Genomic DNA, 14,661 nt, shown 5'->3' with positions numbered 1-14,661 from the left:
GACCGCTCAGCAAAGTTGAGCGATGTCGACTCATCCCTGTTGACGGCACCCACCCGGTCATGCATCCTTGAGCCTGTAAAGCTCAACTCTTCCGTGGAGGTATTTACGATGGCACGCGCGGTCGGCATCGACCTCGGTACGACGAACTCGGTCGTCAGCGTTCTTGAGGGTGGCGAGCCCACCGTCATCACGAACGCCGAGGGCGCGCGGACCACGCCGTCCGTCGTCGCTTTCGCGAAGAACGGCGAGGTCCTGGTCGGCGAGGTGGCCAAGCGTCAGGCGGTCACCAACGTCGACCGCACCATTCGCTCGGTCAAGCGCCACATGGGCACCGGGTGGAAGATCAACCTGGACGGCAAGGACTTCAACCCGCAGCAGATCAGCGCCTTCGTGCTGCAGAAGCTGAAGCGGGACGCCGAGGCCTACCTGGGTGAGACCGTCACCGACGCCGTCATCACCGTTCCGGCGTACTTCTCCGACTCCGAGCGCCAGGCCACCAAGGAGGCCGGTGAGATCGCGGGCCTCAACGTCCTGCGCATCGTCAACGAGCCGACCGCGGCCGCCCTGGCCTACGGCCTCGACAAGGACGACCAGACCATTCTGGTCTTCGACCTCGGCGGCGGCACCTTCGACGTCTCCCTGCTGGAGATCGGCGACGGGGTCGTCGAGGTGAAGGCCACCAACGGTGACAACCACCTCGGTGGTGACGACTGGGACCAGAAGGTCGTCGACCACCTGGTCAAGGTCTTCCAGGCCGGCCACGGCGTCGACCTGTCCAAGGACAAGATGGCCCTGCAGCGTCTGCGCGAGGCCGCCGAGAAGGCCAAGATCGAGCTGTCCTCGTCCTCCGAGACCTCGATCAACCTGCCCTACATCACGGCCTCCGCCGAGGGCCCGCTGCACCTGGACGAGAAGCTCACCCGCGCCCAGTTCCAGCAGCTCACCTCCGACCTGCTGGAGCGCTGCAAGGTCCCGTTCCACAACGTGATCAAGGACGCCGGCATCTCGCTCTCCGAGATCGACCACGTCGTCCTGGTCGGCGGCTCGACCCGCATGCCCGCCGTCGCCGAGCTCGTCCGCGAGCTGACCGGCGGCAAGGACGCCAACAAGGGCGTCAACCCGGACGAGGTCGTCGCCATCGGCGCCGCGCTCCAGGCCGGTGTCCTCAAGGGCGAGGTCAAGGACGTCCTGCTGCTCGACGTCACCCCGCTGTCCCTCGGCATCGAGACCAAGGGCGGCATCATGACCAAGCTGATCGAGCGCAACACCACGATCCCGACCAAGCGCTCCGAGATCTTCACCACGGCCGAGGACAACCAGCCGTCGGTGCAGATCCAGGTCTACCAGGGCGAGCGCGAGATCGCGGCGTACAACAAGAAGCTGGGCATGTTCGAGCTGACCGGCCTGCCGCCGGCGCCGCGCGGCCTGCCGCAGATCGAGGTCACCTTCGACATCGACGCCAACGGCATCATGCACGTCGGCGCGAAGGACCTCGGCACCGGCAAGGAGCAGAAGATGACCGTCACCGGCGGCTCCGCGCTGCCGAAGGACGACATCGAGCGCATGATGCGCGAGGCCGAGCAGTACGCGGAGGAGGACCACAAGCGCCGCGAGTCCGTCGAGACCCGCAACTCCGCCGAGCAGCTCGTCTACTCGACCGAGAAGTTCATCGCGGACAACACCGACAAGCTCCCCGCCGACGTCAAGACCGAGGTCGAGACCGCCATCGGCGAGCTCAAGGAGGCCCTGAAGGGCGAGGACATCGCGAAGATCCGCGAAGCCTCGGAGAAGGTCTCCACCACCGCGCAGAAGCTCGGCCAGGCGCTGTACGCCAACGCCGACGCCGCCGCCCCGGCCGGCGAGTCCACCCAGGCCAAGGACGACGACGTCGTCGACGCCGAGATCGTGGACGACGAGAAGCCCAAGGGCGGTGCGGCATGACGGACAAGCCGCAGGGCGGCAAGCCCGGCGACGACTCCGCCGCCGACGAGGCTGTGATCAAGGCCGCTGAGGAGGCTGCCGCAGCCGGCGCCGCCGACTCCGGCTCCGGTGCGGGCTCCGACGAACTCGCCGCTGCCAAGCGGGAGTCGGCCGAGCGCACCGCCGACCTGCAGCGCCTGCAGGCCGAGTACCAGAACTACCGCAAGCGGGTCGAGCGCGACCGGCTGACGGTCCGCGAGATCGCGGTCTCCAACATCCTGGAGTCCCTGATCCCGGTGCTCGACGACATCGGCCGCGCCCGCGAGCACGGCGAGGTCACCGGCGGCTTCAAGTCCGTCGCCGAGTCCCTGGAGACGGTCGTCGCCAAGCTGGGCCTCCAGCAGTTCGGCAAGGAGGGCGAGCCCTTCGACCCGACCATGCACGAGGCGCTGATGCACAGCTACTCCTCGGACGTCACCGAGGACACCTGTGTGCAGATCCTCCAGCCTGGCTACCGCATCGGCGAGCGGATCATCCGCCCCGCCATGGTCGCCGTCGCGGAGCCCCAGCCGGGCACCCAGACCACGGCCGCGCCCGACGGCGAGGCGAAGTCCGGGGACGCGGACAAGTCCGACGGTGGTTCGGACAGCTGACAACCTGTGACAGCTGACAACCAGTGCGCTGCGGAGTCGTACGCCGGCCAGTACGGCGGCCGGCTCCGCAGCGCGCTGTCAACAGCGCCAGGTGAAGCGGCTGTTGACAGCGCAGCGACGATGGACATCGGGAGGTGGCGGCAGCTATGAGCAAGCGCAGCGAGCGAATCGTTGAAGAACGAATCGCCGAAAGGCGTGTGTTGCGCGGGGCGGCTGCCGAGCGGAGCGAGGTGGACGCATGAGTGGCAAGGACTACGTGGAGAAGGACTACTACAAGGTCCTCGGCGTGCCCAAGGACGCCACCGCCGCCGAGATCAAGAAGACCTACCGCAAGCTCGCGCGCGAGTTCCACCCGGACGCCAACAAGGGCGACGCCAAGGCCGAAGAGCGTTTCAAGGACATCTCCGAGGCCTACGACGTCCTGTCCGACGAGAAGCGCCGCAAGGAGTACGACGAGGCCCGCAGCCTCTTCGCCAACGGCGGCTTCCGGGCCGGCGGCCCCGGCCAGGGCAACGGCAGCTACAACTTCGACTTCGGCGACCTCTTCAGCGGCAGCCAGAACACCGGCAGCGGCGGGCTCGGCGACGTCTTCGGCGGGCTCTTCAACCGCGGCGGCGGCCGGCAGGCCCAGCCCCGGCGCGGCGCCGACGTCGAGACCGAGGTGACCCTCGCCTTCGACGAGGCCGTCGACGGTGCGACCGTCCCGCTGCGGATGACCAGCCAGGCCCCCTGCCGCACCTGCAACGGCACCGGCGCCAAGTCCGGCACCACCCCGCGGGTCTGCCCGACCTGCGTCGGCGCCGGCACCGTCAGCCGCGGCCAGGGCGCGTTCGCGCTCTCCGAGCCGTGCAAGGACTGCCGCGGGCGCGGCATGATCGTCGACGACCCGTGCGTCGACTGCCACGGCAGCGGCCGGGCCAGCTCCGCCCACACCATGCAGGTCCGCATCCCGGCCGGCGTCCAGGACGCCCAGCGCATCCGGCTCAAGGGCAAGGGCGCCCAGGGCGAACGCGGCGGACAGCCCGGCGACCTCTACGTCACCGTGCACGTCGGCCCGCACCCCGTCTTCGGGCGCAAGGGGGACAACCTCACCGTCACCGTCCCCGTCACCTTCCCCGAGGCCACCCTCGGCGCCACCATCGAGGTGCCCACGCTGAACGGGCCGGCCGTGAAGCTGAAGCTGCCCCCCGGCAGCGCCAACGGCCTCACCATGCGCGCCCGCGGCAAGGGTGCCACCCGCAAGGACGGCACCCGCGGCGACCTCCTCGTCACCGTCGAGGTCGTGGTGCCGCGGCACGTCACCGGGGACGCGCTGAACGCCCTGGAGCAGTACCGCGAGGCCACCGCCTCCGACGACCCACGAGCCGCCCTGTTCCGGGCGGCGAAGGGAGCGTGACGACCAGATGATCCCCGACAGCCCCATCGGCCCCGGCATCGGTGAAGGCCTGCCCGGCATCGGCTCCGGCCTGCCCGGCGACGGCCGCCGCACCCGGCGGCCCGCCGCCCCGCCGCAGTACGTCCTCACCGAGGACACCCCGGTGTACGTCATCTCCGTCGCCGCCGAGCTCTCCGGCTTGCACCCGCAGACCCTCCGCCAGTACGACCGCCTCGGCCTGGTCAGCCCCGACCGCACCGCCGGCCGGGGCCGCCGCTACTCCGCGCGCGACATCCAGCAGCTGCGCGAGGTCCAGCGGCTCTCCCAGGACGAGGGCATCAACCTGGCCGGCATCAAGCGGATCATCGAGCTGGAGAACCAGGTCACCGCGCTCCAGTCCCGCATCGGCGAACTGGTCGACTCCCTCGAAGGCGCCACCAGCGCCCTCCAGCAGCGCGAGGCCGCCGTCCACGCCTCCTACCGCCGCGACCTCGTCCCCTACCAGCCCCCCACCCAGTCCAGCGCCCTGGTCGTCTGGCGCCCCAAACGCTGAGACTTGGCTGAACACCTCCGGCCGCCGGCTCCCCTCCGCCCGGGGGGTGCCGGCGGCTCGGTCTTGGTGAGAGGGTGCTGTCAGCAGACACACATCGAGGCTGCACGTCGACTCCGGCCCGCGTGAAAGGCGCCTATGATCCCAGCCGGGACCGACCTGTCCAGCCCTCGTCCGGATCTGTACAACACCAAGGAGCCGCAAATGCCAGAGACGGCCGAGCCAGGGCTCACGTCAGGCGGGCTTGGTGTTCTCTCGGCCGATGCCCGGAATCTCTATCTCCACGTGGTCGGCAATCATGGCCGACTTACGCGCCAAGAGCGTGTAAAGGCCGAGACCAAGCATCTGCAAGAACTCCTCGATATCGGCCTGCTGGTGCCCGACACGGACGAGGACGATGTGCTCATCGCGGTCGACCCCCAGCAGCTTTCCGTCGGCCTCATCGCGTCGTGGCAACGCAAGGCGCTCGACCTCCTGTCCCGGGCGGAGGAACTGCCGACCGACTTGAAGGAGTTGGCAGAGGCCTTCAACACCCCGATGCAATCCGGTGGAAGTATCGAGTACGTCCGGGGAAAGGCCCTCATCAACCAGCGGCTCAGCCAACTGGCGAACAGTTGCACCGAGGAGTTCCTCGCCGCACAGCCCGGGGGACCCCGCCCGCCGGAAGCCCTCGCCGGAAGCCGTGACCGTGACCTCGCGCTGCTCCAACGAGGTGCGTTGGCCCGGACGATCTATCATCCGAGCACCCGCTACCACCCGGCCACCCGGGACTACGTCCTGGCGATCACCGAAGCGGGCGGACACGTCAGAACTCTTGACGAGCCGTACGCCAGACTCATCATCGTCGACCGGCGGACCGCGATCATCCCGGTCGCGGACGATCTGAACGTCGCGGCGTTCATACACGACCGCGCCATTATCAGCTTCCTCGTCTCCGAGATCTTCGAGCGGCACTGGAGCCACGCGCTGGAATTCGACGGCGCCCGCGTCGTCCCGCAGCAGGTGATATCAAGCCTGCGACAGACGATCATCGACCTTTTGCTCAAAGGCACCAGCCACCGCGTGATAGCCCGCAGCCTCGGGATCAGCGAGCGCACTCTCGCACGCCACATAGCGGACATGAGAGAGGACTACCAGGTGGATTCGCTCTTTCAGCTGGGCTACGTCCTCGCTCGCGCCACTCAGCACCGGGATCCGGACGGCCCTGCCTAGGTCGTCGAACCGGACGGCCCGACCCCGCGTCGCAACGCGGGATCCCGGCCAGGCCCACCCCCGACAACCCAACTGGCCCCGCCTCAGGTCCAGTTGCTGTCGTTCTCCAGCGTCATGACGCCGGTCTTCGCCTGCTGGGTCACCGAGGCCCCTCGATCCACCGAGCCGCCCTCGGAGGCCTGGAACTGAGCGCCACCGGCCAGTACGGCGATAACCACAGCGACCGTGGCCGCCGCGATGCGAACGTGTCGGATCATGCGAGGCACGCGATCACACCTTCCAAATAGTCGCAGTGTCGAGACAAATTGAGGACGTGTCCTCCAACCGCCCACATAATGCCGCAGTATCGACGTAGACGCCACAGCCCCCCTTCGGGGGGAGTGCGTCATCTCCATGCCAGGCATGGAGATGCCACCGTGCGGGAGTGGACTCGGTCCCCGGCAACGATGGACGATCAGTTCGCTCCCGATGGTCCCGGCAAGCTCACCACACTTGCCGATGTACCTTCAATCCAGTCCTTTACCTACTCATGTCGAGTGCCCGCCGAGCGGCTCTCGACATCGCCTGCCTGCTTACCCACCGGGCCCGGTGAACCCGGTCAGCCACTCCCCCGGAGTCGACAATGAGTGAGCCCTACCTGCGAGAGCACGCTGGACAGGCCCCCGAGGGCCGGCGTGCACGTGTGTTTCTGGCCGCGCCGCTGATGCGGTTGACCGGGCCGGCGGACAGTGTGGTGACGCTCGCCAGCCGGACGCGGCTGACGACGCTCCGTACCACCCTGCTCCGCAGCGGTGCCGCCGTGTACAGCGCGCACCACAGTGACGCCTGGACCGTCGCCGGGCAGGCGCCGGAGCCCCGGGTGCCGTCCGACTTCCGGGCCCTGCAGTCCGCGGACCTCGTGTTCGCCTACGTCGGGGCGCCGCTGTCGGCCGGGGTGAGCCTGGAGCTGGGGTGGGCGTCGGCGCTGCGGAAGCCGATCGTCCTCCTCGTCGACGAGGCCATCACGCACAACCCGCTGATCGCCACCATCGAGCAGGTCGCCCCCGTCCTGCCGCTGGTCTTCGACGACACCTGGTCGCAGGAGGCCCTCAACCACACCGTGGAGACCGCGCTCGACTGGGCCGGCATGGCGCTGTCCCTGCGCGAGGGCTTCTGGACCGCCCCCGGTGAGCAGTTCAACGTCCCCCGGCAGCAGCCCCCCGTCGTCGGCCGGACCGGCTACTGGCCGACCAGCGCCGCCACCGGCTGAACAGCGCTCACCCACCGGACTCCCCGCTCCTGGTCCGGGCTCCCCGCATCTGCCAGCCCAGTTGGAACAGCGTCTCCGCGTCGTACAGCTCACGCAGCCGGGCGATGTGACCGGCGATCGTCCGCTCGCTCAGCCCCAGACGGCTGGCGATCGCCCGCTGCGTGAGCCCCTGCGCGAGCAGGCGGCCGACCTGCTCGTGGATGGTGGGCTCCGCCCCGCCGACGGCGAGCACGGCCCAGTTCACGCCCTCGGCCTGCCGCCAGTGCAGTTCGAAGTCCCGCACCAGGAAGTCGACCACGGCCGGATCCTCGACGAAGGCCGCGCTGCTGTGGTCCGAGGCGGCGGGGATCACGGCGACGGCCCGACCGAAGATCATCAGCCGGGTGAACGGGACCGGTAGGACCCTGATCGCGGCGCCGAGCTCGGTCGACCTGGCAGCGAAGGCCACCGTCACCGGATCGAGTCGGGCTGACACCTCGTAGATCGTCCGCAGCGTGCCGCCTCGTGCGAGGTGGCGTCGGCTCTGCTCCAGCCCGTCGTCCAGGTGCTCCACAGGACGAGCACCCCCGGGCTGCATGGCGAGGGCCTCACTCGGATGGTCGTTCTGCACCTGGGCGATCCGGTGGCGGATCTGCAGCATTCCAGCGACGTACTCCACCCCGGGCGAACGCTCGGGGTGGCAGCGCGGCACCGCGTCGTAGGCCTGGGTCAGGTCGTCCAGCATCCTCGGCAGAAGTGCCGCCCGAGTGATCAGCCGGGCTCCCTCCTCGCGGAGTTCGGTGCCGATCCGCTCACTGACTGCGCGTGGGTTCATCGCCGAGTAGACGCCGTCCACGGCCCGCAGGACGAGCAGGCCCAGGTCGGTGAGCTGCTTCAACGCCGCCTCGTCCTCGGGGCGGGTCTCACCCACCCGGATCCGGCCGCCCTCGCCCAGGATCGCCCGGTAGAGATCACGGGCGGCGTCGTCGAGGAGGTCGAGTACGGGCTCAGGCACCGCGATCTCCCCTCATCTGCCGGACGAGTCGGAACAGCGCCTCGGCGTCGTGCGGTTCGCGCGGCCGGGCGATGTGGCCGGCCACCGTACGCTCGCTCAGGTCGAGTCGGGTATGAGGTTCGGTCACGGGGATCCCCCCGGAGCTGCCCGCCGAGGTGGAAGCGGGTGCGGGCGCGGGGCTGGCCGGTCGGCCGGGGCCCGCCCGGCGGGGCCGGGTTCATCGGTCATCGCGGGCGCCTCTCATCAGCCAGCCGAGTTGGAAGAGGGTCTGGGCGCCGTGGCGGTCGCGGAGGCGGGAGATGTGGGCGGCGACGGTGCGTTCGCTGAGGCCGAGGCGGGTGGCGACGGCGCGCTGGGTGAGGCCTCGGGCGAGGAGCCGGCCGACCCGGTCGGGGATGGTGCGGGTGGGGCCGAGGGCGGCGGAGGTTTCGGCGGTTTCGGCGCGGGCCCAGTCGCGTTCGAAGGCGCCGACCAGGAAGGTGATGGCGGCCGGGTCGGTGATGAAGGCGGCGGTGCTGTTGTCGTCGTTGGCGGAGATCACGGCGACGGTGCGGTCGAAGACGAGCAGCCGCTGGAACGGTTCGTCGAGGACACGGATGAGGGAGCCGTGCTGGGTGACCTCTTCGACGTAGGCGAGGGCGGGCGGGTCGGCGAGGGCGACCGGCTGGTAGATGGTGCGCAGGGAGCAGCCGCGCCGGAGCAGGTGGACGTCCTGGAGGAGGGCGACTTGCAGGCTGCTGGCGGGGCGGCGGCCGGGTTGGGCGGCGAGGACTTCGGAGCGGCAGTCGGAGGCGAGCTGGGAGATCCGCTGGCGGATGTGGACGTGGCCCTCGACGTGGACGGCGCCGCCGGCCCGGCCGGAGGGCCGGGGCATCGCGTCGTAGGCGCGGGTCAGGCCGTCGAGGGTGCCCGGGAGGTTCTCCGCGCGGACCAGCAGCCTGGTCGCCTCGCTGCGGAGTTCGGCGCCCAGGCGGTCGGTGACGGAGCGTGGGCTGACGGCGGTGTAGCAGTGGTCCATCGGGTTGGCGATGAGCAGGCCGAGGTCGACGAGCTGCTGGAGCGCGGCCTGGCCGGTGTCCTGGGTGTCGGTGAACGGGATGCGGCCGCCCCGGGCGAGGATCGCCAGGTACAGCTGCCGGGCGGCCTCGTCGGGTTCCTCGCCCGGTGGCTGTCCGTGCTGCGGCGCGACCGCCGGTTCCGCCGTCACGTCGCACACTCCCTGCCGGATGCTTCTCCCTCGTCGCCGCGCCCGCGCCGTCGGGCGCGGGGCTCGGCGGTCACGGTACCGGGCTCGACGTCGGCCCCCGGGGCCCGGGTGCCGTCGCACTCCGGGGTGTCCTGGGGGCCGCCGTCGCCACGCCCGTGCCTAGGCGCTTCCGTCGAGGCGGAGCAGCAACGCCTCGTCGGCTCCGGTTCCGGGGGGCCATCACCACACATGGCGCCCCGACCGGCGCTCTCCCCCCCGTTTCACGCGTGCGGGACGTTGCACCCGTGGTCAGTTCCGAAGAGCAAGTCGCCACCATCGGGCTGCGGTGCCCGGACGGCCTGGCGTGACTCCACCCTCACAGCGTGACGGCCGGTGAACAAGTGTCGCCCGAGTGCAGGTTCGCGCAATTGCAGCTATCTGCACGAGGGGTGCGGCGGGAGGGGTCGAGCGGCGGGCCGGGTTCCGGTAAAGGCCGAGGCCAGCGCGGTGACCGGGCGGTGACCGCCCGTACGGTCGGTCGGCGGTGCGCGGTCGGGCCGCGGGTGCGGGTTCCTGCAACGGCGGCGGGCCGCGGGAGGGGTCAGGCGCGCCCCAGCAGGCGTCCCCGGGCGAGCCCGGCGGCGGTCCCGCCGGCGGCGAGCATCCAGGCGGTGGCCAGCAGCAGGTAGAGCCCGGTGGCGATCGCGGTGAAGCCGCCGAACCCGGTGTGCCGGGCGAGCGCGGAGGCGCCGGTGACGCAGGTGCCGATCGGGAAGGTGTACGCCCACCAGGTCATCGCGAACGGCATGCCGGCCCGGCGGGCGCGCAGGTTGGCGGTGAGTGCGACGGCCAGCCAGAGCATCGCGACGCCGAGCACCGCGACGCCGTACAGCTCGGCGAAGGGGAGCATGGCGGGGGCCAGCGCGGGCAGCACCGGGCGGGCGGCGTCGGCGAGTTGGTGGACGGCGGTGACGGACTGGCCGAGCGGGCCGAGCACCAGGAACAGCGAGGGGGTGAGCACCAGGGTGGGCAGCTTGCTGTGGAACAGCCCGGTGAAGACCACCGGCAGCAGCACCAGGGTGGCCAGCAGGCCGATCCCGAAGAGGGCCCAGCAGGCGTACAGCATGGCCTGCTGCGGCAGCCCGGCCGGCAGGTGCGGGATGAGGGCCGGGCCGGTGGCGGAGGCGACCAGCGGGGCGACCACCGGCAGCAGCCAGGTCGGGTTGGCCTCCAGGGCGGAGACCGGGTGCCGGGTGATCATCAGGTACGGGATGCCGCCGGCGACGGCCAGCGCGTACAGGGTGCCGACGCCCCACAGCACGGCGTCGACGGCGACCGCGGGGCCGGTGCCGATCACCCGGGAGCCGAGCAGCAGGGTGCCGAGGCCGACCGAGAGCAGCGCCATCGGCGGGCAGCCGTAGAAGACGGCGGTGGCCGGGTTGTCCAGCAGCTGGGTGCGGGCGGCCTCGCGGTGCCGGGTGAGGTGGACCAGCCGGGCCGCGACCAGCACCAGCAGGGCGGCGAGTCCGAGCGCCCACATCACCTCGCCGAAGCCGATCAGCCCGGGCAGCCGGAGTGGCAGGACGGCCGCGCCGTTGCCCAGGATGGCGGTGCCCATGACGGCGGCGTACCAGTTGGGGCCGAGCTGGGCGAGGTCGAGGCGGGCACGCAGCGAGGTACGGGAGGGGCGGGTGAGCGGGCGGGCATCGGCCAAGGTGGACATGGTTCCACCGTGCCGCCCCGGGCCGGGCTCCGGTAGCGCCGCGGGCTCTATGAGGACATAGCCTGGACCTATGGCCCTCTCCCCCCGCGTCCCCGAGCTCGGCGCCCTGGAACTGCTGCTCGCGGTGGCCCGGCTGGGCAGCGTCGGGCGGGCCGCGGCCGAACTGGGCGTGAGCCAGCCGACCGCCAGCGCGCGGATCAAGGGGATGGAGCGGCAGATCGGCGTCCCGCTGCTGGAGCGCTCGCCCCGGGGCAGCCGTCCGACCGAGGCGGGTCGGCTGGTGGTCGAGTGGGCCGGGCACGTGGTGGAGGCGGCGCAGGCGCTGGACGCCGGGATCGACGCACTGCGCGAGCGGCGGGACGCCAAGCTGCGGGTGGTGGCCAGCCTGACCGTCGCCGAGTACCTGATGCCGGGCTGGCTGCTGGCCCTGGCCGAGGCCAGTCCGGGCACGGCGGTGACGCTGCGGACGGCGAACTCGGCGGAGGTCGCCGGGCACGTGCTGGCCGGGGACGCCGACCTCGGCTTCGTCGAGGGGCCGTCCACCCCGCCCGGGCTGGCCGGCGCGGTGGTGGCGGCGGACCGGCTGGTGGTCGTGGTGGCGCCCGGCCACCCGTGGGCGCGCCGCCGGGCGCCGCTGACCGGGCCGGAGCTGGCCGCCACCCCGCTGGTGCTGCGCGAGTCGGGCTCGGGCACCCGGGAGGTGCTGGAGATGGCGCTGGCGCCGTACGGGGGCGCGGTGCGGCCCCGGCTGGAGCTGGCCTCGTCCACCGCGCTGAAGGCGGCGGCGATGACCGGGGCCGGGCCGGTCTGCCTGAGCGAGCTGGCGGTGATGGAGGAGCTGGCCGTCCGGCGGCTGGTGGCCGTGCCGCTGGCCGAGGGGCTGGACCTGCGGCGGCCGCTGCGCGCGGTGTGGCCCGCCGGGCAGCGGCCGAGCGGGCCGGCCCGGGAGCTGCTGGGGCTGACCCGCCAGGTGCCCCGGGCGCAGCGGCCGCCCCGCGCGGAACGGGTGGAGCGCACGGAACGCACGGGACGCGCAGAACGGGCGTAAAAACTTGAGCGGAATAGACTCAACTTAGTGCATGCTGTACGTAGCAGCATTGAAGGACGACGAGGGAGGACCCCCCAGCAGTGGACGCCAGCAAGTTCACCACCAAGACGCAGGACGCCCTGTCCGCCGCGATCCGGCAGGCGGGCGCGGCCGGGAACCCGGACGTCAAGCCGGTGCACATCCTGATCGCCCTGCTGGAGCAGCCCGAGGGCATCGCCCGGCCGCTGCTGGAGGCGGTCGGGGCGGACGTCACCCGGATCGACGCCGAGGCCCGCCGCCAGCTGGCCGCCCTGCCCAGCGCGATGGGCTCGACGGTCGCCGCGCCGCAGCTCGCCCGGGACACCCTCGCGGTGCTCACCGAGGCCGGCAAGCGCGCCGACGACCTGGACGACCAGTACGTCTCCACCGAGCACCTGATGGTCGGCCTGGCCGCCGAGGGCGGGCCGGTCGCCGAACTGCTGACGCAGCAGGGCGCGACGGCGAAGGGCCTGCTCGCCGCGTTCAAGGACGTGCGCGGCAGCGGCCGGGTGACGTCTCCGGATCCGGAGGGCACCTACAAGGCGCTGGAGAAGTACGGCACCGACCTGACCCAGGCCGCCCGGGACGGCAAGCTCGACCCGGTGATCGGCCGGGACCAGGAGATCCGCCGGGTCGTCCAGGTGCTCTCCCGCCGGACCAAGAACAACCCGGTGCTGATCGGCGAGCCGGGCGTGGGCAAGACCGCGGTGGTCGAGGGCCTGGCCCAGCGCATCGTCGCCGGCGACGTGCCGGAGTCGCTGCGCGGCAAGCGGCTGGTCTCGCTGGACCTCAGCGCGATGGTCGCGGGCGCCAAGTACCGCGGCGAGTTCGAGGAGCGGCTGAAGGCCGTCCTGAACGACATCAAGCAGAGCGACGGCCAGGTCGTCACCTTCATCGACGAGCTGCACACCATGGTCGGCGCTGGCGCCGGCGGCGACTCCGCGATGGACGCCGGCAACATGCTCAAGCCGATGCTGGCCCGCGGCGAGCTGCGGATGGTCGGCGCCACCACGCTGGACGAGTACCGCGAGCGGATCGAGAAGGACCCGGCCCTGGAGCGCCGCTTCCAGCAGGTGCTGGTCGGCGAGCCCAGCGTGGAGGACTCGATCGCCATCCTGCGCGGCCTCAAGGGCCGCTACGAGGCGCACCACAAGGTGCAGATCGCGGACGCCGCGCTGGTCGCCGCGGCCACCCTGTCCAACCGCTACATCACCTCCCGCTTCCTGCCCGACAAGGCGATCGACCTGGTCGACGAGGCGGCCTCCCGGCTGCGGATGGAGATCGACTCCTCCCCGGTCGAGATCGACGAACTCCAGCGCTCCGTCGACCGGTTGAGGATGGAGGAGCTGGCCCTGGAGAAGGAGTCGGACGCCGCCTCGATCGACCGGCTGGCCCGGCTGCGGCGCGATCTCGCCGACAAGAACGAGCAGTTGAGCGCCCTGACCGCGCGCTGGGAGCAGGAGAAGAAGAGCCTCAACCGGGTCGGCGAGCTCAAGGAGCGGCTGGACGACCTGCACGGCGCGCTCGAACGGGCCCAGCGCGACGGGGACTTCGAGCGGGCGTCGAAGCTGATGTACGCGGAGATCCCGGCCGCCGAGGCCGAGCTCACCGAGGCCCAGGAGCGGGCGGCCGACCAGGACGCCTCCGCCTCGATGGTGAAGGAGGAGGTCGGCCCGGACGACGTGGCCGACGTGGTCGCCTCCTGGACGGGCATCCCGGCCGGCCGACTGCTGGAGGGCGAGAGCGCCAAACTCCTGCGCATGGAGGAGGAGTTGGGCCAGCGCCTGATCGGCCAGGCGGAGGCCGTGCGGGCGGTCTCGGACGCAGTGCGCCGCACCCGTTCCGGCATCGCCGACCCGGACCGCCCGACCGGCTCGTTCCTCTTCCTCGGCCCGACGGGCGTCGGCAAGACCGAACTCGCCAAGGCCCTGGCCGACTTCCTCTTCGACGACGAGCGGGCCATGGTCCGGATCGACATGAGCGAGTACGGCGAGAAGCACTCCGTCTCCCGCCTGGTCGGCGCCCCGCCCGGGTACATCGGCTACGAGGAGGGCGGCCAGCTCACCGAGGCGGTCCGCCGCCGCCCGTACAGCGTGGTGCTGCTGGACGAGGTGGAGAAGGCCCACCCGGAGGTCTTCGACGTCCTGCTCCAGGTGCTGGACGACGGCCGGCTCACCGACGGCCAGGGCCGCACGGTGGACTTCCGCAACGCGATCCTGATCCTCACCTCCAACCTGGGCAGTCAGTTCCTGGTCGACCCGGCCATCCCGGAGGACCGGAAGAAGGCCCTGGTGCTGGACTCCGTCCGGGCCGCGTTCAAGCCCGAGTTCCTCAACCGGCTGGACGACATCGTGGTCTTCGACCCGCTGGGCACCGCCGAGCTGAGCCGGATCGTCGACCTCCAGGTGGCCCGCCTCGGCGACCGGCTGCGCGAGCGGCGGCTCACCCTGGACGTCTCCGAGGCCGCCCGCGACTGGCTGGCCCTCACCGGTTACGACCCGGCGTACGGCGCCCGCCCGCTGCGCCGGCTGGTCCAGTCCGCGATCGGCGACCAGTTGGCCCGGGCCATCCTGTCCGGCCAGGTGCACGACGGGGACACCGTCCTGGTCGAGCGGGACGAGGAGGGCGACCGCCTCACCGTCCGCAGCCGCGGACTGCTGGAGAAGTAGCGGCACCGGCCCGGGCCGCCCGCACGACAGCGCGGGCGGCCCGGGCAACTCCCTTTCCAAACAG

The 14,661-nt window shown here is 71.5% G+C and carries 13 protein-coding genes; 8 read left to right on the top strand and 5 right to left on the bottom strand.

The genetic code is table 11. The annotated features are described in order from the left end of the window. The first annotated feature begins 108 nt into the window (after window positions 1-108). From dnaK to OG556_RS18040, 5 genes are all read left to right on the top strand, one after another. Window positions 109-1,941 carry a molecular chaperone DnaK gene (gene dnaK / locus OG556_RS18060; protein WP_371517938.1) on the top strand — a complete coding sequence of 611 codons (1,833 nt, stop codon included), beginning with the start codon at window positions 109-111 and terminating at the stop codon, window positions 1,939-1,941. Continuing rightward, complete coding sequence (gene grpE / locus OG556_RS18055; RefSeq protein WP_350876575.1) at window positions 1,938-2,573, top strand: nucleotide exchange factor GrpE; 636 nt, start codon at window positions 1,938-1,940, stop codon at window positions 2,571-2,573. Before dnaK ends, grpE begins: the two co-directional genes overlap by 4 nt. Before the next feature lie 238 nt (window positions 2,574-2,811). Beyond that, a complete protein-coding gene (gene dnaJ / locus OG556_RS18050) occupies window positions 2,812-3,969 on the top strand; it encodes a molecular chaperone DnaJ (protein WP_371517937.1) in 1,158 nt (385 codons plus the stop codon). Between the two features lie 7 nt (window positions 3,970-3,976). After that, window positions 3,977-4,501 (top strand): heat shock protein transcriptional repressor HspR, encoded by a 525-nt coding sequence (locus tag OG556_RS18045; RefSeq protein ID WP_371517936.1) that lies wholly within the window; start codon window positions 3,977-3,979, stop codon window positions 4,499-4,501. A gap of 201 nt (window positions 4,502-4,702) precedes the next feature. Continuing rightward, window positions 4,703-5,710 carry a hypothetical protein gene (locus OG556_RS18040; RefSeq protein ID WP_371517934.1) on the top strand — a complete coding sequence of 336 codons (1,008 nt, stop codon included), beginning with the start codon at window positions 4,703-4,705 and terminating at the stop codon, window positions 5,708-5,710. A gap of 83 nt (window positions 5,711-5,793) precedes the next feature. On the opposite strand, the gene OG556_RS18035 is transcribed toward OG556_RS18040, so the two are convergent. Further along, window positions 5,794-5,967, bottom strand: coding sequence for a hypothetical protein (locus OG556_RS18035; RefSeq protein ID WP_371517933.1), 174 nt, complete (start codon window positions 5,965-5,967; stop codon window positions 5,794-5,796). A 476-nt stretch (window positions 5,968-6,443) separates the two neighbouring features. On the opposite strand from OG556_RS18035, the gene OG556_RS18030 reads away from it, so the two are divergent. Then, window positions 6,444-6,959: a hypothetical protein gene (locus tag OG556_RS18030; protein WP_371517932.1), complete on the top strand. Its 516-nt coding sequence runs from the start codon at window positions 6,444-6,446 to the stop codon at window positions 6,957-6,959. Between the two features lie 7 nt (window positions 6,960-6,966). On the opposite strand, the gene OG556_RS18025 is transcribed toward OG556_RS18030, so the two are convergent. The 4 genes from OG556_RS18025 to OG556_RS18010 all read right to left on the bottom strand — a co-directional run bounded on the left by OG556_RS18025 (window position 6,967) and on the right by OG556_RS18010 (window position 10,862). Further along, window positions 6,967-7,953: a LuxR C-terminal-related transcriptional regulator gene (locus OG556_RS18025; protein ID WP_371517931.1), complete on the bottom strand. Its 987-nt coding sequence runs from the start codon at window positions 7,951-7,953 to the stop codon at window positions 6,967-6,969. Further along, window positions 7,946-8,080 carry a hypothetical protein gene (locus OG556_RS18020; RefSeq protein ID WP_371517930.1) on the bottom strand — a complete coding sequence of 45 codons (135 nt, stop codon included), beginning with the start codon at window positions 8,078-8,080 and terminating at the stop codon, window positions 7,946-7,948. The genes OG556_RS18025 and OG556_RS18020 overlap by 8 nt, the downstream gene beginning before the upstream one ends. 90 nt (window positions 8,081-8,170) lie before the next feature. Then, window positions 8,171-9,160, bottom strand: coding sequence for a LuxR C-terminal-related transcriptional regulator (locus OG556_RS18015; RefSeq protein WP_371517929.1), 990 nt, complete (start codon window positions 9,158-9,160; stop codon window positions 8,171-8,173). A gap of 580 nt (window positions 9,161-9,740) precedes the next feature. After that, entirely contained in the window at window positions 9,741-10,862 is a 1,122-nt protein-coding gene (locus OG556_RS18010; RefSeq protein ID WP_371517928.1) for a TDT family transporter, read from the bottom strand. A 70-nt stretch (window positions 10,863-10,932) separates the two neighbouring features. Here OG556_RS18010 and OG556_RS18005 point away from each other — a divergent pair, with 70 nt between their 5' ends. Further along, window positions 10,933-11,910 carry a LysR family transcriptional regulator gene (locus OG556_RS18005; protein ID WP_371517927.1) on the top strand — a complete coding sequence of 326 codons (978 nt, stop codon included), beginning with the start codon at window positions 10,933-10,935 and terminating at the stop codon, window positions 11,908-11,910. Window positions 11,911-11,990: 80 nt separating this feature from the next. Further along, window positions 11,991-14,597: an ATP-dependent chaperone ClpB gene (clpB, locus tag OG556_RS18000; protein WP_371517926.1), complete on the top strand. Its 2,607-nt coding sequence runs from the start codon at window positions 11,991-11,993 to the stop codon at window positions 14,595-14,597. Window positions 14,598-14,661: the final 64 nt, after the last annotated feature.

The sequence above is a fragment of the Kitasatospora sp. NBC_01300 genome (assembly GCF_041435235.1).
Lineage (GTDB): Bacteria > Actinomycetota > Actinomycetes > Streptomycetales > Streptomycetaceae > Kitasatospora.
The sequence above is the reverse complement of the archived record's forward strand: the minus strand, read 5'-3'. Positions and strand labels throughout refer to the sequence as shown.

Coding starts and splice junctions, on each gene's coding strand:
- OG556_RS18005 (WP_371517927.1), top strand. CDS start 10,933: ATGGCCCTCTCCCCCCGCGTCCCCGAGCTCGGCGCCCTGGAACTGCTG.
- dnaJ (WP_371517937.1), top strand. CDS start 2,812: ATGAGTGGCAAGGACTACGTGGAGAAGGACTACTACAAGGTCCTCGGC.
- dnaK (WP_371517938.1), top strand. CDS start 109: ATGGCACGCGCGGTCGGCATCGACCTCGGTACGACGAACTCGGTCGTC.
- OG556_RS18010 (WP_371517928.1), bottom strand. CDS start 10,862: ATGTCCACCTTGGCCGATGCCCGCCCGCTCACCCGCCCCTCCCGTACC.
- OG556_RS18040 (WP_371517934.1), top strand. CDS start 4,703: ATGCCAGAGACGGCCGAGCCAGGGCTCACGTCAGGCGGGCTTGGTGTT.
- OG556_RS18045 (WP_371517936.1), top strand. CDS start 3,977: ATGATCCCCGACAGCCCCATCGGCCCCGGCATCGGTGAAGGCCTGCCC.
- grpE (WP_350876575.1), top strand. CDS start 1,938: ATGACGGACAAGCCGCAGGGCGGCAAGCCCGGCGACGACTCCGCCGCC.
- OG556_RS18035 (WP_371517933.1), bottom strand. CDS start 5,967: ATGATCCGACACGTTCGCATCGCGGCGGCCACGGTCGCTGTGGTTATC.